A 20,651-nucleotide genomic window follows, 5' to 3' on the forward strand; every position below is an offset into this window, starting at 1 on the left:
GGTCACGGACTCACGGTGAAGCGGTATTCACCCGCACTTTTGTGGGTATCCACCGACACGACCTGCCAGTGCACCGTGTACTGACCCGCTGCCAGGGGCGCGGCAGGTTTGATCACAAGGGTCTTCGCATCGTCCGCAGCACTGGCCAAGGGCTGCAAGGCTACCGCGTCGCCGTCCGCCGCAGTCACGCTCACCTGGCTGAAACCCAGTTCAATTGCTTCGGAAAAACCCAGGCTCAATTGCGCCGGGGCAACGACGGTGGTATCCGCAGCGGGCACAGGGTGGGTCAGATGGGCGTGGGCCATGGCCAGGGGCGATACGAGAACGAGCAGGGCGGTGCTGAGCAACTTGCGAGCAGACATGGCAATGGCCTTGAACACTGAAAAAGGCCGCCAATAAAGCATGATCCTGCGCGCCGGGCAACGTCGTCGACCGGTCATGCGGTTGCAGCTGGGCGGCACCAGCCGGGCTGAACTCCCTGCGCGAGCTCAAGCCTAAGCAGCATGACTCTCTGACCAGGAGGCCTCCATGGCCAGCAAGAAAGTAGCCGACATCGTGATCCAGACCCTGCAGCAGGCCGGGGTTCGCAACTGCTACGGCATAGTCGGCGACACGCTCAACCACGTCACCGACGCGATCAAGCGCAGCGAGATCGAATGGGTCCACGTGCGCCATGAAGAAGCTGCGGCATTCGCCGCGGGCGCCGAGTCGTTCATCAGCGGTCGACTGACGGCCTGCGCCGGTTCCTGCGGCCCCGGTGGCCTGCATTTCATCAACGGTATCTTCGAAGCCCAGCGCAACAAGGCGCCCATGGTGCTGATTGCCAGCCAGATCGTGACCAGCGAGCTGGGCATGGACTTTCCCCAGGAAGTGGACTTCAAGGCCATCTACGGCAGTTGCACGGTGTTCTGCGAACAGGTGTACACGCCGGAGCAGGCGCGCCGAGTGACCACCCTGGCCGCGCAAACCGCCTTGAACGAAGGGGGAGTGGCGGTGATCATCCTGCCATCGGACATCAGTGCTGCGGAGGTCAAGAATGACCGCCCGTTCAGCGTTCACCAGCCTCGTCCGGTACTGCAACCCAGCCCCGACGAACTGGCCGAGATCGCCGCCATTCTTGCCGAAGGCAAGAAGATCGCGATCTACGCCGGGGTCGGCTGTGAAGGTGCCCACGACGAGCTGATCGAGCTGGCTCACCGACTCAAGGCGCCCATTGCCCACACCTCACGGGCCAAGGACTTCGTCGAATACGACAACCCATACAACATGGGCATGACCGGCGTGTTCGGGGTCGAATCCGGCTACCACGCGATGATGGAGTGCGACACCCTGCTGCTGCTGGGCGCCGACTTCGCCTGGGGCCAGTTCTACCCGCAGAATGCGCGGATCGTTCAAGTCGACCGCAAAGGCGCTCACTTGGGTCGTCGCCACCCGATCGAACTGGGGGTGGTGGGCGGCGTCCTGCCGACCTTGCAGGCGTTGTTGCCACTGCTGGCCGAGCGTAGCGAACACAGCTTTCTGGAAGACTGCTTGAAGGTGCGGCAGAAAACCTTAAAGACCCTGGCCCATGACCAGCGCCATACCGACGGGCATCTGATTCACCCGCAGTACCTGACCCACCTGTTGGACAAACACGCCAGCGAAGACGCGCTGTTCACCGCCGACGGTGGCTCACCCATGGTCTGGGTGCTGCGTCACATCAACACCAACGGTCAGCGCCGCACGCTCACCAGCCTGCGCCACGGCACCATGGCCAATGCCATGCCCCAGGCACTGGGCCTGCAGAAAGCCTACCCGCAACGCCAGGTCATTTCGCTGTCGGGCGACGGTGGCTTGGCCATGCTGCTGGGTGATCTGCTCACAGCCGTTCAGGAAAAGCTGCCGATCAAGGTGGTGGTGTTCAACAACAGTTCATTGAACTTCGTCCAGATCGAACAGAAGGTTGAAGGCTTGTTGGATAACTTCACCGACCTGCACAACCCGGACTTCGCCAAATTGGCTGAAGTCATGGGCTTCTACGGTGAGCAGGTGTCCGATGGCGCCAGCCTAGAAGCGGCGGTGCAGCGCTTCCTGAACCATCCTGGCCCGGCGCTGCTGGATGTAAAGGTCAATCCCGAAGAACTGGTGATGCCACCGAAGATCGAGTTCTCGCAGGTGTCCAACATGGCCCTGTACTCGGCCAAGGCCATGCTCAGCGGTCGCGCCGACGATGTGGCGCACATGCTGGTCGACAACTTCATCAAGTAGACGCTCGCGAGCGAGTGTGACCAGGCCGCCGAGTCAGACTCGGCGGCCTATTTGTTTTCCTTGCTCTCTTTATGGATCAGGTACATGACGTAACCGAACGAACCCAGGGTCGCGGTTATGATGGTCAACATGATCACACCGTCCATGACACACCTCCAGAAAATGAAATTTCGTTCAGGTGACTATGAGCGTTGAAGGCAAGTAAAAACAGATTCAGAAAGCGGTAAAAAAACCGGATCAGATGGACGTCTTGCCGCCGAGCAGTTTGCCGAAGTGGGCAATGGCCAGCTTGTAGCCGTGGGTACCGAAGCCGGCAATGACGCCCACCGCTACCTTCGATACGAATGATTGATGGCGGAATTCCTCGCGCCGATGAACGTTGGAAATATGCACTTCCAGCACTGGCACTTCGCAGGCAATCAGGGCGTCATGAATGGCGATCGAGGTATGGGTCCAGGCGCCCGGGTTGATGACGATGCCGGCAACGCGCTGGCGGGCCTGATGGATCCAGTCGATCATCTGTCCTTCATGATTGGTCTGGCGGCATTCGACCGCAAAGCCCAGTTCCTGTCCGCTCTGCACGGCCATGGCCTCGACATCGGCCAGGGTTTCATGGCCGTAGACCGCAGGTTCGCGCAAACCCAGCATGTTGAGATTGGGGCCGTTGAGTACGAGGATGATCTGGGACATGAGGCTTCCTGGTCAGATGGGATCGAGCCGTGCGGGCAGGGCGCCGCACTGGGGCGATGGGACCGGAAGAATACCGAAAAAGACGCTGTATGTGAGGGATGTGAAAACGGGTGGCATGTCCTGATGCGGTTGTACGCACCTTCTGACACCCACCCGCCTTCGATTTCGGTAACGCTGACGGCAGGGGCGGCTAATGCCCGTCTGCCTCAGGATCAGTTACCGCTGGTGCCGCCTGCGCCGCTGCCTGCACCTTTGCCCGAGCTTGCGCCGTTACCGGAACCCGAACCCATCGAGCCACTGTTGGCGCCGCTGCTGTTGCCGGTGCCGTTGCTGAATGTGCCCTGGCCGTTCGGGGTACCCGACGTGGTGCTGCCGCTGCTGCTGTTGGCATCGTTTGCGCGACCGTTGCCCATCTGGTTGCCAGTGCGGGTGTCGGTGCTGGTGCTTGGAGTCGAAGGGGTGGGTTCCTTGCCTGGAGGCACCGAACCGGCCAACGCATACATACTGGTGGCAGACAGCAGGCCAACAAGGGCAAAGCGAGTGATCGTGCGAGTGACCATGGTATTTCTCCGTTATAGGAATCGGTACGAAGATTTGGGCATCGGATTGCCATCGTCGGTGCCCTGAAGCCGACGAACGGTAGTTTGGAGATTTTCTGATGCTCCCAGGGCGGGTTATGGCTACGAACCCTTCATCGTGGGACGTTAGTCACTGCGCGGCGCCCTTTTCGCGGCCGCGGACCGCTCCTACGGGACACTCATGCCGTAAGAGCGGTCTGTGGCCGCGAAAAGAACGACGCGGTTACCAGGCCTTCGATTTCACCAGAATGGCGCGGGGGCCTGCAGGGCGGCGGCGATCACGGCAATGGCCTGGTCGACATCCTCCTGGGTGCTGTAGCGGCCCAGACTCACTCGCAAGCTGTTCACAGCCTGAGCCTGGCTCAAGCCCAGTGCCAGCAACACGTGGGATGCCGTGGCACTTGCCGAATTGCAGGCGGAGGTCGACGACACCGCGATACGGCCAGCAACGGCCTGCATTGAAAAAGACGGGCTGGCGATGCAGACGTTCAAGGTATGGGGAATCCGCTGCTCCGCGCAGCCATGGAGCGTTACACCGGTCAACGCCAGCAACCCTTCGCGCAAGCCCTGGGCCAGTTGCGCGATGTGCGCGTTATCGGCGTGCATCTGCGCCGAGGCCTGGGCAAATGCCGCACCCATGCCAACGATCTGGTGGGTGGGCAAGGTGCCCGAGCGCAGGCCCTGCTCATGGCCACCGCCATGCATCTGGGCGCGCAACGAAGGTCGCGATCGCGGTCCGACGTACAGGGCGCCGATGCCCTTGGGGCCGTAAAGCTTGTGCGCCGACAGGGACAGCAGGTCGATGGCCATGCCGGACAAATCGATGTCGACCTTGCCGGCCGCCTGGGCGGCGTCCACATGGAGCAGTGCGCCGTGGTCCTTCACCAGCTGCGCGACTCGGGCGATATCGGTCAGGGTGCCCAGTTCGTTGTTGACCCACATCAGCGACACCAGCCGGGTATTGGCTCGCAGCGCTCGAGCAACGGCCTCCGGTTGGATGAGGCCGTTGGCGTCCGGAGTGAGCCAGGTGACTTCGCAGCCAGCGGCGTGTTGCTCGCGCACGGTGTCGATGACGGCCTTGTGCTCCAGCACGCTGGTGACGATATGGTCACCCGGACGGGTGCAGCCCTTGATCGCCAGGTTGTTCGACTCGGTCGCGCCTGAAGTCCAGACGATGTCTTCGGCGGGAGCATTCAGCAGTTCCGCCACTTGCCGCCTGGCCAATTCGACGGCTTGGCGTGCCTGCTGGCCGTAGGCGTGGGCACTCGATGCAGGGTTGCCGAACAGCGCATCGCGCCCCATGCAGGCGAGCATGGCTTTGACCACGTGATCGTCGATGGGCGTGGTGGCGGCGTAATCCAGGTATACGGGGAGGGTGGGCATGGCGTGTCGACCAGGTCTGATTCGGTGCTGCCTATGTTAGCCATGCATGGAGGGAAAAAAATTGACTTCTACGCTAGCCCAACCTGATTTGGAGCAAAGAATTTGCCTAGAGTGGCCGTAAAAGAGAATAACATTGCATCCCGTGCTTACCCCTATCAACCACTCAAGCAGGCCTGACCTACCGTGGACAAGTTCGACATGGCAATCCTCGAGATACTTCAGGCCGATTGCACCCGCCCGCTGGCAGACATTGCCGAGCAGATTGGTCTGGGTGGTACCGCCTGCTGGCGCCGCATACAGAAGATGGAACAACAGGGCGTGATCACCCAGCGGGTCGCACTGCTCGATGCCAGTGCGTTGAATGTGGCCGTGACGGTGTTCGCCGAGCTGCGCACGCAGCGACATAATGCCCAGTGGCTGGCTGACTTCCACACCGTTATCGGCGAACTGCCCGAGGTCGTGGAATGCTATCGAATGGCAGGGGATACGGACTATATGCTGCGCATCGTGGTGCCTGATATCGCCGGGTACGACGCTGTGTACAAGCGACTGATCCAGGTAGAGGGCATCACCGACATCAGCTCGACCTTTGCCATGGAGCGCATCAAGTCGACCACGCTGCTACCGTTGCACTATGTCAGACGCACCTAGCCCATAACGCCTGATAGACCGCGTCGCCCGTTTCGCGGCCACAGACCGCTCCTACCTGTAGGAGCGGTCACCGGCCGCGAAGAAACAACGCGTCATTACCGGCCCAGACATCTTGGAATACCCGGACTAGAGCGCAAATCTCACTTCTTGACCGAAGACTTGTCGATCATCTCCACGATGGTGCCGTTCGGGATGTTCACGCGCACGTACTTGTCCTTGATCTCGACCCACTGTTCATTCTCTTCAGGCTGCGCCAGGCCGTGCTTGGCCGGGTCGATCGCCAGTTCCTTGCGCTTGTAGGAATCCGGCACCTTGTCGCCTTCCTTGATTTCGTGCATGCCATTGCCCGGACGATCCAGGGTCACGCTTTCTTCCTTGGTGTCGGTCTGGGCTGCGAAGGCAGGCACACTCAGCGCGCACAGGGCAGCAAGAGCGAGGCGGGGCAGCAGCTTGGAAGTGGTCATGATAATTATCCTTGATGGTCGAATAAGGCTCTGGTTCAGCCAAAATGTCAGCGTTGACATGCTATTGACCGGCGCCGGAGCCGATGTTTCCGCAGAAGTTTCAACATCCGGTTGCGACATCCTTGTCTTGGCCTGGAGCTAGTCGTCGCCCTTGATCAGGTCCGCCGCCTTGCTCCCCAGCAGCGACCCGGCCTGGAAGTAACCCATCACCGTCGCCACGCTGCGGTGCTCGGTCATCGCCATCACGTCCCCCAACGGCACGCCCTGGCGACCGGCCTCGGTGACGAAGCCCGAGCGCAAGCTGTGTGCCGCCCAATCCCCCTCCAGGCCTGCGAGTTGGGCCCGCCGCTTGACGATGCGGGCCACCTGGTCGCCGCCAAGCCCCTGGCTGGCCACCTTGTCGCCACGGTACAGACGTCGGAACAGCGGACCTGTAGTCGCCGGCGCGGCGGCCAGCCATGCGGTCAGTGCATGGGCGGCAGGGCCGCGCAAGGGTTTCTCGCGCCGTGCGCCGGCTGTATCGGTCTTGGTAGCGCCCAGGCTATAAACCCACGTGTCTACATCCAGCCGACGCACATCGCCCACCTGCAGCGCGACCACTTCGGAGCGGCGTCTGCCGCCGCCACTCCAGGCCAGCAGGAGCAGGGCGCGGTCACGTATGCCGCGCACGCCGTCCGTGCAGGTGGCCAGCATGGCCTGCAGGGGCTCCAGGGCCATGGCGGTTTTCTTGCGTACGGTCACGCCCTGACGTACCTGGGCCTTCTGCGCGCTGCGCAGCAGCGTTTTCAGCGCAGGCATATCGGTCGGGCTATCCCAGCCCTTGACCCGGTGCCACTTGCCCAGCACCGCCAGCCGATGCTGAACGGTGCTATAGGCCAGCGGGCCCAGGCGGGACTTGGCCCGGCCATCGACCAGTGCGTGGTCGATGGCAACCGGCAGCAGGTGACTCCAGCTGCCGTCCTCGACGGGTCGCGCCAGATGATCGAGGACGAACTGAATCGCCACGGCCGCAGGCAACGGCGCATCTCCCAACACCTGTCCATAGCGCAACTTCAACCACGCTGACCAATAACCCAGTGCGCTGCGATAGCTGCGGACCGTGTTGGCAGCGGTTCCTGCTGCGATGAACGCTTGAGCCGCGTGTGCAGTGTTTTCTGCCAGAAAGTGCAGATCCAGGGGCTGGGTTTCGATTAGCGCAACATCAAATGTATTTTTCATTACGTTCAGCGTATTATATTTTAGGAATTCGTTATTTAGAGTCGGATAATCTTTTATTATCATACCTAATCCAGTGGAGTGTGTGGCATGGCAGTGGGCGTACCGGAAACCGACGTATTTGCCGCAGCGGACGCCGTGCTGGCCCGCGGCGAGCGGCCGACAGTCGAGCGCGTGCGCCTCGAGCTGGGCCGGGGTAGCCCGGCGCGAGTAGGCGCGTTGCTCGATCAGTGGTGGGAGCAACTGGCGCAACGGCTGCGGGGCGAGACCCGCCTGCCGGGGCTGCCTGCCGAGGTGGCGCAGGCATTCGTGGCCGTCTGGCAACAGGCAAGCGTGCTCGCCCAAGGGGTGGTCGAACACTCGGTCGCGGCCCAGCGCGAAGTATTGGCGGCCGAATACGAGCGGGTTGCAGGGGTGGAAGAACAGGCCCGCCGCGATATCGCACTGGCCCGGCGGCAGGTGAGCGAGGCTGAAACGGCCCGGGAAAACGCCGCAACCCGGCTGGCCGACCTGGACAAGCTGTTGGCGCAGCGTCAGGTGCAGATCGAAGACTTGCAGCAGCAGCGTGTCGAACTGCAAGGCGCGCGAAGCGAGCTGCAAGCCGATGTTGCGGCCTTGCAACAGGCCTTGCGCGATCAGCGGCAGCAGGCCGAGCACAATCGCCTGGCCCAGGAGGCCTACGTGCGCGGCGTCGAGGAGCGCTCGCACCGTGAGGTGGACCGCGTCCGTGAAGACCTGAAAGCGCGCCAGCTCGAAGCTCGCGAGCAACAGAAACAGCTCGAAGCCTTGCAAAAGCGTCTGGAGGAAACCCGCAGCGCGCTCGGTGATTCGCAACTTCAGGCAGCCGCCAGAGAAGCACGGTCGGCGCTGGCCGCCGAGCAAGGGCAACACGCGCTGCAGCAGCTCGAAACCCAGCTGCGAAGTGCCCGCGAGGCGCAGGAGGCGGCGTTGCAGGCCGCCACCGCGCAGCAAGCGCGCGCCGACACCCTGGAACAACAGCTGATCCAGCAACACGCGCTCAAGCCAAGGCGCAGCAGAGTCAGGAAAGCTGATCCGGCCCCTGGTGGCTAAACCGCTCACTCAGCCTGAGCGCTGACAACATTGTCGCGAAGCCTTCCGCGGATCACTATCGAGCGGTGCCCTTGAGGTCGCAACGAGCCCAGATCAACAAGATCCCATAACAACAAGCAGGGACATGTGATGCGCGATTATTCCAGTACCGCCCAGGCTTTCGATTACCTGGACACCGCCGCGCAGGATCTGCACGGCACCCTCGATCAGCTCAACGCCTGCGTCGAATGCTGCGACCGCCACCTTGGCCAGCAGGCCGTGGCCCTGTATTGCGAGTCGCAGCACGGCGTTGCCACCCAGTACACCTTCGAACAACTCCAGGCCCATGCAGCGCAGTTCGGCAACTTTCTGCGCAACCAGGGCGTCAAGCCCGGGGATCGCATTGCCGGGCTGATGCCTCGCACCGTCGAATTGCTGATCGCCATCCTGGGTACCTGGCGCATCGGCGCCGTCTACCAGCCCTTGTTCACCGCCTTCGGCCCCAAGGCCATCGAACAGCGCCTGCAGTGCTCGCAGGCGCGCTGGGTGGTCACCGACCTGCGCAATCGGCCCAAGCTCGATGAGGTCGAATGCCGTCCCAGTGTGTTGACCGTGGGCTGCGCTTCGCCAACTGCGGATGAACAGGATTTCTGGACCGCCCTCAAGCAGCAGAGCGACGAGTGCCCGCCGACGCTGCTCGATGGCAATGCGCCGTTCATGCTGATGTGCACCTCGGGTACCACCGGCCCGGCCAAACCCCTGGAAGTGCCGCTGCGGGCGCTGCTGGCCTTCAAGGGTTACCTGCGCGACGCCGTGCAATTGCGCGCCGAAGATCGCTTCTGGAACCTGGCCGATCCGGGCTGGGCCTACGGGCTTTACTATGCGGTCGCCGGTCCGCTGGCTTTGGGGCATGCCACGCTGTTCTACGACGGCGGCTTCACCGTGGACAGCACCTGCCGGGTGATCGACAAGTACGCGATCACCAACCTCGCCGGGTCGCCCACCGCGTACCGCATGCTGATTGCGGCCGGCGAACGTTTCGCCGCCGGTGTGCGCGGCCGTCTGCGTATCGCCAGCAGTGCCGGCGAGCCGCTCAATCCGCAGGTGATCCGCTGGTTCGCCGAGCAGCTGGGTGTGGTGGTCCATGACCACTATGGCCAGACCGAGTTGGGCATGGTTCTGTGCAACCATCACGGTCTCGACCATCCCGTTCGCGAGGGCTCTGCCGGCTTTGCCGTGCCCGGCCATCGCATCGTAGTGCTCGACGCCCGGTTGCAGGAGCTGCAAGCCGGACAACCGGGCGTGCTCGCCGTGGATCGCGAACGCTCGCCGCTGTGCTGGTTCGGCGGCTACCTGGGCATGCCGACCAAGGCGTTCAAAGGCAAGTATTATCTGAGCGGTGACACGGTAGAGCTCAATGCGGACGGCAGCATCAGTTTCGTTGGCCGCAATGACGATGTCATCACCACTTCAGGCTATAGGGTGGGGCCGTTCGACGTGGAAAGCGCGTTGATCGAACACCCTGCCGTGGTCGAGGCCGCCGTTGTCGGCAAACCGGATGCCGAGCGTACCGAAGTGATCAAGGCGTTCGTGGTGTTGCAGGCAGGTTTCGAAGCCGGCCCCGAGTTGGCCGAGACCTTGCGCCTGCACGTCCGCCAGCGGCTGGCGGCCCATGCCTATCCGCGGGACATCGAATTCGTCGAGCAGCTGCCGAAAACGCCGAGTGGCAAATTGCAGCGCTTCATCCTGCGCAACCAGGAAATCGCCAAGCAGCAGGCGCCCAGCGCCTGACAGGGAGACAGCTTCATGCACATTCAAGACAAGATTTTCATGGTTAGCGGCGCCGCCTCCGGCCTGGGCGCCGCCACCGCGCGGATGCTTGCCCGGGCTGGCGCCCGTTTGCTGCTGGTGGACCTCAACGCCGAGGCGCTGCAGGCCCAGGCGAGCGAGCTGGAGGCGGCCTTTGCAGTGGCCGACATCACCCAGGCCGACGCCGCCCAGGCGGCCGTGGACATGGCTCTGCACAGCTTTGGCGAGCTGCACGGGCTGGTCAATTGCGCCGGCGTGGTCGCCGGCGAGAAGATCCTCGGCAAGCAGGGCGCCCATTCGCTGGAGAGCTTCAGTCGCATCATCAACATCAACCTGATCGGTACCTTCAACCTGCTGCGCCTGGCCGCCGAGGCCATTGCCAAGAGCACTGCAAACGCCGAGGGCGAACGCGGGGTGATCATCAACACCGCCTCGGTGGCTGCCTTCGATGGGCAGGTCGGCCAGGCAGCCTATGCCGCTTCCAAGGGCGCGGTGGCGAGCATGACCTTGCCGGCGGCGCGCGAGCTGGCCCGCTATGGCATTCGCGTGATGACCATCGCGCCAGGCATTTTCGAGACGCCGATGATGGCCGGCATGAGCGACGACGTGCGCGCCGCGCTGAGCGCCGACGTGCCGTTTCCGCCGCGCCTGGGCAAGCCGGACGAATACGCGGCACTGGTGTGCCACATCATAGAAAACAGCATGCTCAACGGCGAGGTGATCCGTCTCGACGGCGCGCTGCGCATGGCGGCCAAGTGAGCCGGGGCAGGGCAGATCGAGGGAGAACACCCATGCATGAAGATCCGATCGTCATCGTCAGTGCCGTACGCACGCCCATGGGCGGGTTCCAGGGCGATTTGCGCAGCCTGACCGCACCGCAATTGGGCGCCGCCGCCATCGCCGCCGCCGTCGAGCGTGCCGGTGTCGATGCCAATGCCGTCGACCAGGTGCTGTTCGGCTGCGTGCTGCCGGCCGGGCTCGGCCAGGCACCGGCGCGGCAGGCGGCACTGGGCGCCGGGCTGTCCCACGCTACCACCTGCACCACCTTGAACAAGATGTGCGGGTCGGGCATGCAGGCCATGATCATGGGGCATGACGCATTGTTGGCGGGCAGTGCCCGCGTGGTAGTGGCCGGTGGCATGGAAAGCATGTCCAACGCGCCGTATCTGCTGGACCGCGCGCGCGACGGCTATCGCATGGGGCATGGCCGGGTACTCGACCACATGTTCCTCGATGGCCTGGAAGACGCCTACGAGCCCGGACGACTGATGGGCACCTTCGCCGAAGACTGCGCCCAGGCCCACGGTTTCAGTCGTCAGGTGCAGGATGAATTCGCCCTGGCTTCGTTGACCCGCGCGCGCCAGGCCATCGCCGATGGCAGCTTCGCTTCGCAGATCGTGCCGGTGCAGGTGATGCGCAACAAACAGCCGCTGCTGATCAGCGACGACGAGCAACCGCCCAAGGCCAATCCGGAGAAGATCGCCTCGCTCAGGCCTGCGTTTCGCGAGGGCGGCACGGTAACCGCGGCCAATTCCAGCTCCATTTCCGATGGCGCCGCCGCGCTGGTGCTGATGCGTCGGAGCCAGGCGCAGGCACGTGGCCTCGAACCGCTGGCGATCATCCACGGGCATGCCGCCTTCGCCGACGCCCCGCACCTGTTTCCGGTCGCGCCCATCGGCGCCATCCGCAAGCTGGTGGACAGCACCGGGTGGGCGTTGGACGAGGTCGACCTGTTCGAGATCAACGAGGCCTTCGCCGTGGTCACCCTGGCCGCCATGCAAGCGCTGGAATTGCCGGCGCACAAAGTCAACGTCAATGGCGGCGCCTGCGCACTCGGTCACCCCATCGGTGCATCGGGTGCCCGTATCGTCGTCACGCTGCTGGCGGCACTGCGCCAGCGCAACCTGCGGCGCGGCATCGCCGCGATCTGTATTGGCGGCGGTGAAGCAACGGCCATTGCCGTCGAATGCGTCTACTAGGGGTTTGGGGAGCAACGGAACAGAAAGTGCACTTAAGCCCTACCAGCGTCGTTCAGTACCTTCCTCCCAGGCATCCGCCTCGATAAAGCAGTTGCGCATCTTGGCTTCCTGGCTGATCTCGCCGAGCAAGTCATGCACCGCCTTATCCAATTCCTCGTCGCTCTGATAGGGAGCTGTCAGTTCATAGTTTCCGGACTCCAGGCGCTTCACGCCCAATGGCTCTAGGCAATAGCGCTCAATGTTCTCCTTGGCCCTCTTTCGACCGCGCACGAACTTGCTGTTGTTCTCCACCGCCAAACGCAACCAGATCACCAGGGCATCGCCCGCTCGTGCGTTGGCCAGTAACTTGTCGAGTTCCGGTCGAGCACTTTTCGCTCCGCTGGCGATGTCTTGATAGATTCGTTCGCATCCGGCCTTCTGCAGAGCATCGACCTGAAGGTCGGCTTTCTGATCCCGAGTGCTCACCCGCGCGTAACCGATCTTCATGAAAAGTACCGTTTACTCGACTGTGTTAGTAATAGTTGAACTTTGATTAAGCATACCAGTTACTTGAACTGTAACGAGGCTGGATTATCATGGTGCCCGGCACCTTGCGCGACAGCCTGGTACTGCTAGCGGTTGTGCTGGAACAACAGATCGAATTACAGCCAACACAAATCATGACCGATACCGGTGCCTACAGCGATGTGGTATTCGGGTTGTCCCGCCTGCTCGGTTATCACTTCTGCCCGCGCCTGGCCGATGTTGGCGGTACCCGCTTCTGGCGCACGCGCCCAGACGCGGATTACGGCAAACTCAACGGACTGGCTCGTCAGTCGGTCAAACTCGACCTGATCGCCGAGCACTGGGATGAACTGCCGCGTCTGGCAGGTTCACTCAAACTCGGTCGAGTACCTGCTACCGGTATTATGCCCACTTGCAAACGGGTGATCGTCCGACCCGCTTGGCCCAAGCGATGGCAGAGTTTGGGCGGATAGAGAAAACCTTGCACACGCTGACCTACATCGATGACGAATCCAAGCGTCGTGCCACCCTGACCCAGCTGAATCGCGGTGAAGGCCGGCACAGCCTGGCCCGAGCTGTGTTCCATGGCAAACGCGGTGAACTTCGCCAGCGCTACCGCGAAGGCCAGGAGGATCAACTCGGTGCCTTGGGCCTGGTGGTGAACATCATCGTGCTGTGGAACACTCTCTAAATGAGAGCAGCTGTGGAACGGCTAAAGCAGCACGGCTACACAGTGCTGGAAGAGGATCTGGCTCGGCTGTCGCCGCTGATCTTCGAGCACATCAATATGTTAGGACGGTACTCCTTCGCGGTACCGGAAGAGGTCGCCCGGGGTGAGCTGCGGCCACTGCTCAATCCAGACGATGACCTGTGAGGATAACCAGGACGCGTCTTTGAAACACCCTTCTGGATGGGTATTGATTTGGTGTTAGTTTACTTTCGTAAAAACCAGCGTTTTCGTTCCCAATTAGCGGGAAGGGTACACACATGGGCAAATATCATAACAAGGGATAGCCAACCCATTACGGAGTTGTCTACGTACCCCATAAACGGCAACGTGCTATCTCGCAAAAAAAAACCGTGAATAGAAGCGCACAGTACGTTATAGATCCCAACCCCCCAAAACTTCAAAGCGGAAAAGCGACGACCTGAAAATGCGAAGTATGCCCAATAGGAAGGACAGTACAGAAGTACCGTTATCAACACGAAGACGGGATAATAAATAAAGTTACTCATTAGAAGGGTGGCACACGTCATACATGGTTTTTGCAGTCATGCCGTCCATAAATCTATCGAAGAAAAATCCCCCTCGCGTAGCTTGTTGATACCCTCTAACATAGTCCGTATTCACATATCTAAACAAGCGCCAAGCATCGGGTTTTAATACCATCCTACCTATGCCGTAGGCTGACGAACTCAAGTCAACCATTCCATAGGCCACATCGGCTTCACAATTACCTTTTCCCAGCATTCCAGAAACGGCGCGATAACCCGTTCTTAGTGGTCCTACGGTATCGGAACGATTCTCGAAAAGATTGCGCCCGCTTTCATAGGTGTTATTAGCACCGTTGAGCATCATGGGCGCACCCGCGAAAAGGCAAAGTGTGCCCACGGAGGCGTAGCATATCCCAGCGCCCGCAGCAAACTGAAGCGCTCCCGAGATAACGCTTGCTCCTCGCAAGGCAATGTCTCGTGCCTGGCTGAGCAGACTGTTTTGCTCATCCTTTAGTTCTTTTAATCCTTGTTCAGCGCTTTTATTACCCTGAGAAACGTCATTAACGATGCCTCTGGCGTAATAAGAAACCTCTCTGTTGAATTGCAGGCGCAGCGTTCCATCATTAATATATCTAGCGCCTAGTGTGCTGGCTTGACTACCCAATTTTGCGGCGGCTTGGCTAACCATCCAATAATCACAGCTACCAGGCATGCAACTTTCGACTGTTGGTTTCATTCGTTATTTCCCCATGTGCTATATCCGCTGGTGCCAGCAGCGTGGTGAGTCCACGTGATATCTCGGTAACGAATAGCAATATGCTCTTGAGGTTCTGCGTCGCTTTGCAAAATGGCATGAGGCATTTCAAGTGTCAGATCAGCGATAATTCCGCCATTGATTGAGACTGAATAAAACTTTTCCTGCATACCAAAAGAAGATACTCGATAAAAACTTATTGTGCAGTTTATTTCTTCTCTAGTTGAGAGTGCTTGGGCGAGTAGCGGCGAGGCTTTGTCAACGTTTTTGGTGATAATGATTGGGCTATGTGTTGGCTTATTAATATTTCCGATGTTGACCATATTGTGGGTGTAAGACAGCACCATGATTTCGTCGGTATGCCCGGCCTGGCACTTATTGCCAATAGAGTCTTGGGTTGAACAACCCGCTGAAATCAGTCCTTGAGCCTTGCCGGTGATGGTCATATAACCGTGGTTAGCCATACGTGACACTCCTTTTAGTCAGCCGAACATCCTATTACAAGGGTTTCAGGTGTGCTGTAGGACATTTCTGAAAAGCCATGCGAAATATTTCGAACCCGGACCACCGTCGGCTCCGTGAAAAATCTGGTCTGGTAAGTTTGTGGGTAGGTTGTGAAACCACGGGTATCCGAGCTTAAGTGCACTTTCTGTTCCGTTGCTCCCCAAACCCCTACTAGGCAGGTCTTTGGTCAGGATGCTTGCTCGGCGCCAACGGATGGATTAGAACTGACGGCCGCAAGGGTAGGGCAATGAGTGCCCTACAGGCCGTTCGGTCCGTTTCGCCCAGAAGCGGTTAGCGAGGATGAGTGAACCTGACCCGAAACCCGCTCGACGCTCCATCGCTGCGCGATACGATCTCGATTCACCTGGTGCGTGAAGCCGTGCGTGACTGTCATCTGCCCCTGCAGCCGTTGCTGCAGTCGGCAGGTATCGACCCCACGCTGCTGGGCAATGACCAGGCTCGGATCCCGGTGCACAGCTACGCTCGGCTCTGGCGACAACTGGCCAGGGCGCTCGACGACGAATTCTTCGGCATGGACGCGCGGCCCTTGCGGCGCGGCAGCTTCGCGTTTCTGTGCCGAGCCTGCATGCACCAGCCCACGGTCGGCGCGGCACTGCAACGCGCCCTGGAGTTCCTCGCGCTGATGCTGGCCGCCTACGACGGGCGTCTGGCGACCCAGCAGTCGCTGGCCGAGATCGTCATCCACGAGCACAGCGCTGAACCCAAACGGGCGTTTTCCTGCTTCACCTATTGGATGATCGTGCATGGCATCGCCTGCTGGCTGGCGGGACGGCGCATTCCGATTCTGGCCATGGAACTGCGCGGGCCGGCGCCTCGGTACGTGGGCGATTATCAGGTGATGTTCTCGCCCAACCTGCGCTTCGAACGACCCCGCACCCGGCTCATCTTCGCCGCCGAGCACCTGGACATTCCCGTGCGGCGCAGTGCGACCGAGTTGAGGCGTTTTCTTGCCCGTGCCCCGGCCAACATCCTGGTGCGCTACCGCGATCCGGACAGCCTCGGCTGGCGCATACGCCAGAGGCTGCGCAATCTGCCGGCCGCAGAGTTTCCCGCCATCGAGACCATGGCCAGCCAGTGCGGTGCTTCGGTGGCCACGCTGCGTCGGCGCCTGGCCGAGGAGGGCGCTGGCTACCAGGCGCTCAAGGACAGCGTGCGCCGGGAACGCGCAGTGCTCTGGCTGGCCGAGCCGCAAGCGACCTTCGAAGACATCGCCGAGCGCCTGGGCTTCGCCGACGCCAGTTCCTTCTACAAAGCGTTTCGTAAGTGGACCGGCGCAAGCCCCGGCCACTATCGCAGCCTCATCCTCGATGGGATTGGCCCAGACGGCGCCTAGCCAGGCCGTACCAGTGACGTGGAAAACGCCACCGTAGCGGCGAATCGTTCGCGCTTTACTGCGTTTGTCAGGGCCTGTCCGCCAAATCTGCCGGATCCACCATCGAATCAATGCAAAGCGCAGGGTGCTCGCCAGCGTTTTGCGCGCCCATAATGAAAACACAACAACAAAGGTGTCCATGCCATGTTCAAGGACCACATCGTCAAGCCCCGCGCCACCGACAACCTGACGTTCATGGGTACCGTGGCTGCCGTCACCTTCGCCGTCACGCTGTTCGCCGGCCTCGGCGAGAGCGGCCTCGGCCGTCTGATGGCGCCGATCCTGCTGGACCTGCACGCACCGCTGGCCCGTGACGTGGCCGTGGCAGTCACCTTCACCTTGACGCTGGTGCTGAACCTGTTCGTGTTGGGACGGTTCCCCTTGCGGGCGCAGATCATCACGGTGTGGTGCGAGCTGTTGCTGATGTTCCTGCTGTTCTTCGACACCTTCGACCTTTCCTACGCGTTCATCGCCACCAAAGTCGGTTTCATGATTACCCAAGGGGTATTCACGACGGTTTACGTGTCTGCAATTTCCATTGCCATCGCGTTCGTACTCGCTTTGCTGGGCGCCACCGCGCGCCTGTCGTCCAACGGTTTCGCCATCGCGATCGCCAGCTTCTACACCTCGTTCTTCCGTGGGGTGCCGCTGCTGATCCAGATCTACCTTATCTACCTGGGCATCCCGCAGCTGGGCTATGTGGTCGGCGCCGTGCCGGCGGGAATCCTGGCGCTGTCGCTGTGCTACGGCGCGTACATGACCGAAATCTTCCGCGCCGGCATCAGCAGCATTCCGCGCGGGCAGTGGGAGGCGTCCAGGGCCATCGGCCTGTCGCCACTGCAAACCATGTTGCGGGTGATTCTGCCGCAGTCCATGCGTCTGATCATCCCGCCCACCGGCAACCAGTTCATCTCCATGCTCAAGGACAGCTCGCTGGTGTCGGTGATCGGCGTCTGGGAGTTGATGTTTCTGGCACGCACCCAGGGCCGCGCGGAGTTTCGCCATCTGGAGATGCTGATCACCGCCGCGGTGCTGTACTGGTTGCTGTCGATCGTTCTGGAAACGGTCCAGGCCCGCCTGGAAAAACACTTCAACCGTGCCCACCGCTGAGCCGTCCAGGAGCTTGAGATGAATCGATCGAACGTTGCCCACGATCTTCCCCAGCAGGCCGGTGTTCGCGTGCGCAAGCTGAACAAATGGTATGGCGAGTTCCACGTGCTCAAGGATATCGACCTGCATATTGCCAGCGGCGAGATCGTGGTCATCTGCGGGCCCTCGGGCTCGGGCAAGTCGACGCTGATCCGCTGCCTGAACCTGCTGGAAGACTTTCAGCAGGGCGAGGTGATCATCGGCGACACCCCGCTCACCCGCAGTGCCGCCTGCGTGGCCGGCATACGCCGCCAGGTCGGCATGGTCTTTCAGCAATTCAACCTGTTTCCGCACCTGACCGTGCTCGACAACCTGATGCTGGGACCGCGGCTGGTCAGCCGGCTGAGCGATGCCGACGCCCGTGCCCTGGCCCATGAATACCTGGAACGCGTGCGCATCGGCAACCAGGCCGACAAATACCCGGGCCAGTTGTCCGGTGGCCAGCAACAGCGCGTGGCCATTGCCCGGGCGCTGTGCATGCGCCCGCGCATCATGCTCTTCGACGAACCCACCTCGGCGCTCGACCCCGAGATGGTCAAGGAGGTGCTCGACGTAATGGGCGAGCTGGCCGAGGACGGCATCACCATGCTCTGCGTGACTCATGAAATGGGCTTCGCCCGCCGCGTGGCCGACCGGATCATCTTCATGGACCAGGGGTGCATCATCGAAGAGGCCAAACCGCAGGATTTCTTCGATAACCCAAGACACGAACGTGCGCGCGAGTTCCTTTCGCAGATTCTCAGCCACTGAGCGCGCGAGCTGCGCGCCGGAACCGGTCACGGATTCACCCATGCTGCACACGCCACAAGAACGATAACCGCGTACCGCTGCTCTCTGGAGGTTCACCATGACGTCGCTGACCCGCTTGTTCACCGCCGCCGCACTGGCCGGCGTCTTCACGGCCGGAGCCGGGGTTGCCTGGGCAGGCACCACCCTGGACCGCATCAACTCGACCAAGGTCATGAAAGTGGCCACGGCGGCCAACTGGCCACCGCAATCGTTCCTGGGGCCGGACAATGCCCTGCAGGGCTTCGACATCGACGTGGCCACCGAGATCGGCAAGCGCCTGGGCAGCAAGGTGGCGTTCGTCACGCCCGAGTACGGCATCATCACCGCCGGGCGCTGGTCGAACCGCTGGGACATTTCGGTAGGGTCGATGACCCCGACCCGTGAGCGGGGCAGGGTGCTCGACTTCCCTGCGGTCTACTACTACACCCCGTACGTGTTCGCCGTGCACAAGGCCGCCGCCGGCACCAAGACCGCCGACCTCAACGGCAAGATCATCGGCGTCGAGGCCGGCACCACGTCCGAGGACTACATCAACCGCCGGCTGACCATCGATGCGGCCGACGTGCCGTCCTTCACCTACGACGTCGAGCCTGGCGAGGTAAAAACCTACGGCGACAGCATGGGCCCGCTGGACGACCTGCGCATGGGCAACGGGGTGCGCCTCAACGCTACCTTGTCCGCACTGCCGACCATCAGTGCCGCCATCAAGAATGGCTACCCGATCGTCCAGGTCGAGGGCAAGCCGGCCTATTACGAACCCCTGGCCATCGCCGTCGACAAGGGCGACGACGCCTTCAACGGTGCGCTGACCAAGATCGTCGATGAGATGAAAGCCGACGGCACCCTCAAGCGACTTTCCGAAAAATGGTACGGCGCCGACCTCACCAAGGTGCAGTGACCTGCCAGCGTGCCGTGTGCCGGGAGCACACGGCACGCACCCGCCCGATGAAGGATGACGGACCTCATGTTCAGCTATATCGACAACTATTACACCGCGACCATGCGCGAGGCACCCGTGCGGCCGCCGCTCGCCGGCAAGGTCTGCGTCGATGTGTGCATCGTCGGCGGCGGCCTGGCAGGGCTGAGCACCGCCTGGGAGTTGGTGTCGCGCGGCAAGTCCGTGGTGGTGCTGGAGGCGGCGAGGGTGGCCTGGGGCGCTTCCGGGCGCAACGGCGGGTTCGTCTTGCAAGGCTGGTCCGAAGGTCTCTCGGCCATCGAGCAGCGCTGCGGCAAGGATACGGCTGCCGACCTGTTCAAGCTGTCCCTGGAAGGCGTGGACAGCGTGCGCGAGACCATTGAGCGGCATTCACTGCCGGGTTGTGCACCCAGCCGGGGCAAGCTGAGCGTCAGCCGCTTCGACAACGCGGACAGCCTCCAGCGATTCAGCGAGCGCATGGAGCGAGATTTCGGCTTCACCCTGGATTACCTCAACCGCGACACCCTGCGCACCCTGCTCGATACCGATCGCTACCACCAAGGGCTGCGCGACACCCACGGTTTCCATTTCCACCCACTGAACTATTGCCTGGGCCTGGCCGACCTGATCGAGCAAAAAGGTGGGGTGATCCATGAGCAGTGCGCCATGCTCCAGGTCGACAGCCGAGCCGGGCGCTCCCAAGTGTCAACGGCCCACGGCAGCGTCGATTGCGTCGATGTGGTGTACTGCTGCGGCGGCTACGGCGGCCCGGAATTCGGCAAGTTGCACCGTGCCTTCCTGCCCATCGCCACCTACGTAGTGCTCACCGAACCGCTGGGCGCACGCCTGCAGCAGGCAGTGCGTACCACTGAAGCCGTCGGCGATTCTCGGCGAGCCTCGGATTACTACCGTATCGTGGATGGCGATCGGCTGCTGTGGGGCGGCCACATCACCACCCACAACCTGCAAGACGAGCAGCGTCTGGCGCAACTGCTCAGCGCCGATATCCTCGATGTCTACCCACAGCTGCAAGGCCTGAAAATCGACAAGGCCTGGTCTGGACTGATGGGCTACGCGAGGCACAAAATGCCCCACATCGGCCCCTTGGGCCCCGGACTGTGGTCCTGCGCATCGTTCGGCGGGCACGGCATGAACACCGCGCCGGCCGGGGGAAGGGTGATTGCCGAGGCCATCTGCGGCGAATCGGACCGCTACCGCTTGTTCGACCGCTACGGGCTGCAGTGGAACGGGGGCCCATTCGGCCCCCCGGCGGCGCAATTGGTGTATACCGGGTTGAAGATCATGGACAAGTTCCAGGAACGAAACGCCGGCGCAGGGCCGCGCTAACACTTTTACAGGCA

Annotated in this window: 20 protein-coding genes and 1 pseudogene; 12 read left to right on the forward strand and 9 right to left on the reverse strand. The window is 61.7% G+C overall.

Annotated features, from left to right (window positions below; genetic code table 11):
• Positions 1-2: 2 nt before the first annotated feature.
• On the reverse strand, positions 3-362 hold the full coding sequence (gene copC, locus IFT44_RS02230) for a copper homeostasis periplasmic binding protein CopC (protein WP_192175335.1): 360 nt from the start codon (positions 360-362) through the stop codon (positions 3-5).
• 166 nt (positions 363-528) lie between these two features.
• Here copC and IFT44_RS02235 point away from each other — a divergent pair, with 166 nt between their 5' ends.
• Positions 529-2,247: a thiamine pyrophosphate-dependent enzyme gene (locus tag IFT44_RS02235; protein ID WP_192175336.1), complete on the forward strand. Its 1,719-nt coding sequence runs from the start codon at positions 529-531 to the stop codon at positions 2,245-2,247.
• A gap of 237 nt (positions 2,248-2,484) precedes the next feature.
• Here the strand turns inward: IFT44_RS02235 and aroQ are convergent, their stop codons facing one another.
• From aroQ to IFT44_RS02250, 3 genes are all read right to left on the reverse strand, one after another.
• Entirely contained in the window at positions 2,485-2,937 is a 453-nt protein-coding gene (gene aroQ, locus IFT44_RS02240; RefSeq protein ID WP_192175337.1) for a type II 3-dehydroquinate dehydratase, read from the reverse strand.
• Between the two features lie 212 nt (positions 2,938-3,149).
• A complete protein-coding gene (locus IFT44_RS02245; protein WP_122478087.1) occupies positions 3,150-3,497 on the reverse strand; it encodes a hypothetical protein in 348 nt (115 codons plus the stop codon).
• A 258-nt stretch (positions 3,498-3,755) separates the two neighbouring features.
• Positions 3,756-4,898: a cysteine desulfurase family protein gene (locus IFT44_RS02250; RefSeq protein ID WP_192175338.1), complete on the reverse strand. Its 1,143-nt coding sequence runs from the start codon at positions 4,896-4,898 to the stop codon at positions 3,756-3,758.
• A 183-nt stretch (positions 4,899-5,081) separates the two neighbouring features.
• Here IFT44_RS02250 and IFT44_RS02255 point away from each other — a divergent pair, with 183 nt between their 5' ends.
• A complete protein-coding gene (locus tag IFT44_RS02255; RefSeq protein WP_192175339.1) occupies positions 5,082-5,549 on the forward strand; it encodes an Lrp/AsnC ligand binding domain-containing protein in 468 nt (155 codons plus the stop codon).
• Between the two features lie 140 nt (positions 5,550-5,689).
• Here the strand turns inward: IFT44_RS02255 and IFT44_RS02260 are convergent, their stop codons facing one another.
• A complete protein-coding gene (locus IFT44_RS02260; RefSeq protein ID WP_163007563.1) occupies positions 5,690-6,013 on the reverse strand; it encodes an RcnB family protein in 324 nt (107 codons plus the stop codon).
• 138 nt (positions 6,014-6,151) lie between these two features.
• On the reverse strand, positions 6,152-7,231 hold the full coding sequence (locus IFT44_RS02265; RefSeq protein ID WP_192175340.1) for a site-specific integrase: 1,080 nt from the start codon (positions 7,229-7,231) through the stop codon (positions 6,152-6,154).
• Between the two features lie 87 nt (positions 7,232-7,318).
• Here IFT44_RS02265 and IFT44_RS02270 point away from each other — a divergent pair, with 87 nt between their 5' ends.
• The 4 genes from IFT44_RS02270 to IFT44_RS02285 all read left to right on the forward strand — a co-directional run bounded on the left by IFT44_RS02270 (position 7,319) and on the right by IFT44_RS02285 (position 12,066).
• Positions 7,319-8,299 (forward strand): DNA-binding protein, encoded by a 981-nt coding sequence (locus tag IFT44_RS02270; RefSeq protein WP_192175341.1) that lies wholly within the window; start codon positions 7,319-7,321, stop codon positions 8,297-8,299.
• A gap of 129 nt (positions 8,300-8,428) precedes the next feature.
• A complete protein-coding gene (locus IFT44_RS02275) occupies positions 8,429-10,069 on the forward strand; it encodes an AMP-binding protein (RefSeq protein ID WP_192175342.1) in 1,641 nt (546 codons plus the stop codon).
• Positions 10,070-10,084: 15 nt separating this feature from the next.
• The gene (locus IFT44_RS02280; protein WP_192175343.1) at positions 10,085-10,846 is read left to right on the forward strand and encodes an SDR family NAD(P)-dependent oxidoreductase; all 762 of its coding nucleotides are present in this window, start codon (positions 10,085-10,087) and stop codon (positions 10,844-10,846) included.
• A gap of 32 nt (positions 10,847-10,878) precedes the next feature.
• Complete coding sequence (locus IFT44_RS02285; RefSeq protein WP_192175344.1) at positions 10,879-12,066, forward strand: acetyl-CoA C-acyltransferase; 1,188 nt, start codon at positions 10,879-10,881, stop codon at positions 12,064-12,066.
• Between the two features lie 39 nt (positions 12,067-12,105).
• On the opposite strand, the gene IFT44_RS02290 is transcribed toward IFT44_RS02285, so the two are convergent.
• A complete protein-coding gene (locus IFT44_RS02290; RefSeq protein ID WP_192136821.1) occupies positions 12,106-12,552 on the reverse strand; it encodes a recombinase family protein in 447 nt (148 codons plus the stop codon).
• 86 nt (positions 12,553-12,638) lie between these two features.
• Between IFT44_RS02290 and IFT44_RS02295 the strand changes: the two are divergent.
• Positions 12,639-13,444: pseudogene (locus IFT44_RS02295) on the forward strand (Tn3 family transposase); the annotation flags it as partial.
• A 354-nt stretch (positions 13,445-13,798) separates the two neighbouring features.
• On the opposite strand, the gene IFT44_RS02300 reads toward IFT44_RS02295, so the two are convergent.
• Both IFT44_RS02300 and IFT44_RS02305 read right to left on the reverse strand, forming a co-directional pair.
• Complete coding sequence (locus tag IFT44_RS02300) at positions 13,799-14,521, reverse strand: DUF4225 domain-containing protein (RefSeq protein WP_244652069.1); 723 nt, start codon at positions 14,519-14,521, stop codon at positions 13,799-13,801.
• Positions 14,518-15,003 (reverse strand): Hcp family type VI secretion system effector, encoded by a 486-nt coding sequence (locus IFT44_RS02305; protein ID WP_192136822.1) that lies wholly within the window; start codon positions 15,001-15,003, stop codon positions 14,518-14,520. Before IFT44_RS02305 ends, IFT44_RS02300 begins: the two co-directional genes overlap by 4 nt.
• A 344-nt stretch (positions 15,004-15,347) precedes the next feature.
• On the opposite strand from IFT44_RS02305, the gene IFT44_RS02310 reads away from it, so the two are divergent.
• From IFT44_RS02310 to IFT44_RS02330, 5 genes are all read left to right on the forward strand, one after another.
• On the forward strand, positions 15,348-16,397 hold the full coding sequence (locus IFT44_RS02310) for an AraC family transcriptional regulator (RefSeq protein WP_342214252.1): 1,050 nt from the start codon (positions 15,348-15,350) through the stop codon (positions 16,395-16,397).
• 183 nt (positions 16,398-16,580) lie between these two features.
• On the forward strand, positions 16,581-17,546 hold the full coding sequence (locus IFT44_RS02315) for an amino acid ABC transporter permease (protein WP_122478073.1): 966 nt from the start codon (positions 16,581-16,583) through the stop codon (positions 17,544-17,546).
• An 18-nt stretch (positions 17,547-17,564) separates the two neighbouring features.
• The gene (locus IFT44_RS02320) at positions 17,565-18,335 is read left to right on the forward strand and encodes an amino acid ABC transporter ATP-binding protein (protein WP_192057077.1); all 771 of its coding nucleotides are present in this window, start codon (positions 17,565-17,567) and stop codon (positions 18,333-18,335) included.
• A 97-nt stretch (positions 18,336-18,432) separates the two neighbouring features.
• On the forward strand, positions 18,433-19,272 hold the full coding sequence (locus tag IFT44_RS02325) for a transporter substrate-binding domain-containing protein (protein ID WP_122797613.1): 840 nt from the start codon (positions 18,433-18,435) through the stop codon (positions 19,270-19,272).
• Positions 19,273-19,338: 66 nt separating this feature from the next.
• Positions 19,339-20,637: an NAD(P)/FAD-dependent oxidoreductase gene (locus IFT44_RS02330; RefSeq protein ID WP_192057076.1), complete on the forward strand. Its 1,299-nt coding sequence runs from the start codon at positions 19,339-19,341 to the stop codon at positions 20,635-20,637.
• Positions 20,638-20,651: the final 14 nt, after the last annotated feature.

This window comes from Pseudomonas sp. CFBP 13710 (assembly GCF_014842235.1).
Classification (GTDB): Bacteria; Pseudomonadota; Gammaproteobacteria; order Pseudomonadales; family Pseudomonadaceae; genus Aquipseudomonas; species Aquipseudomonas baltica.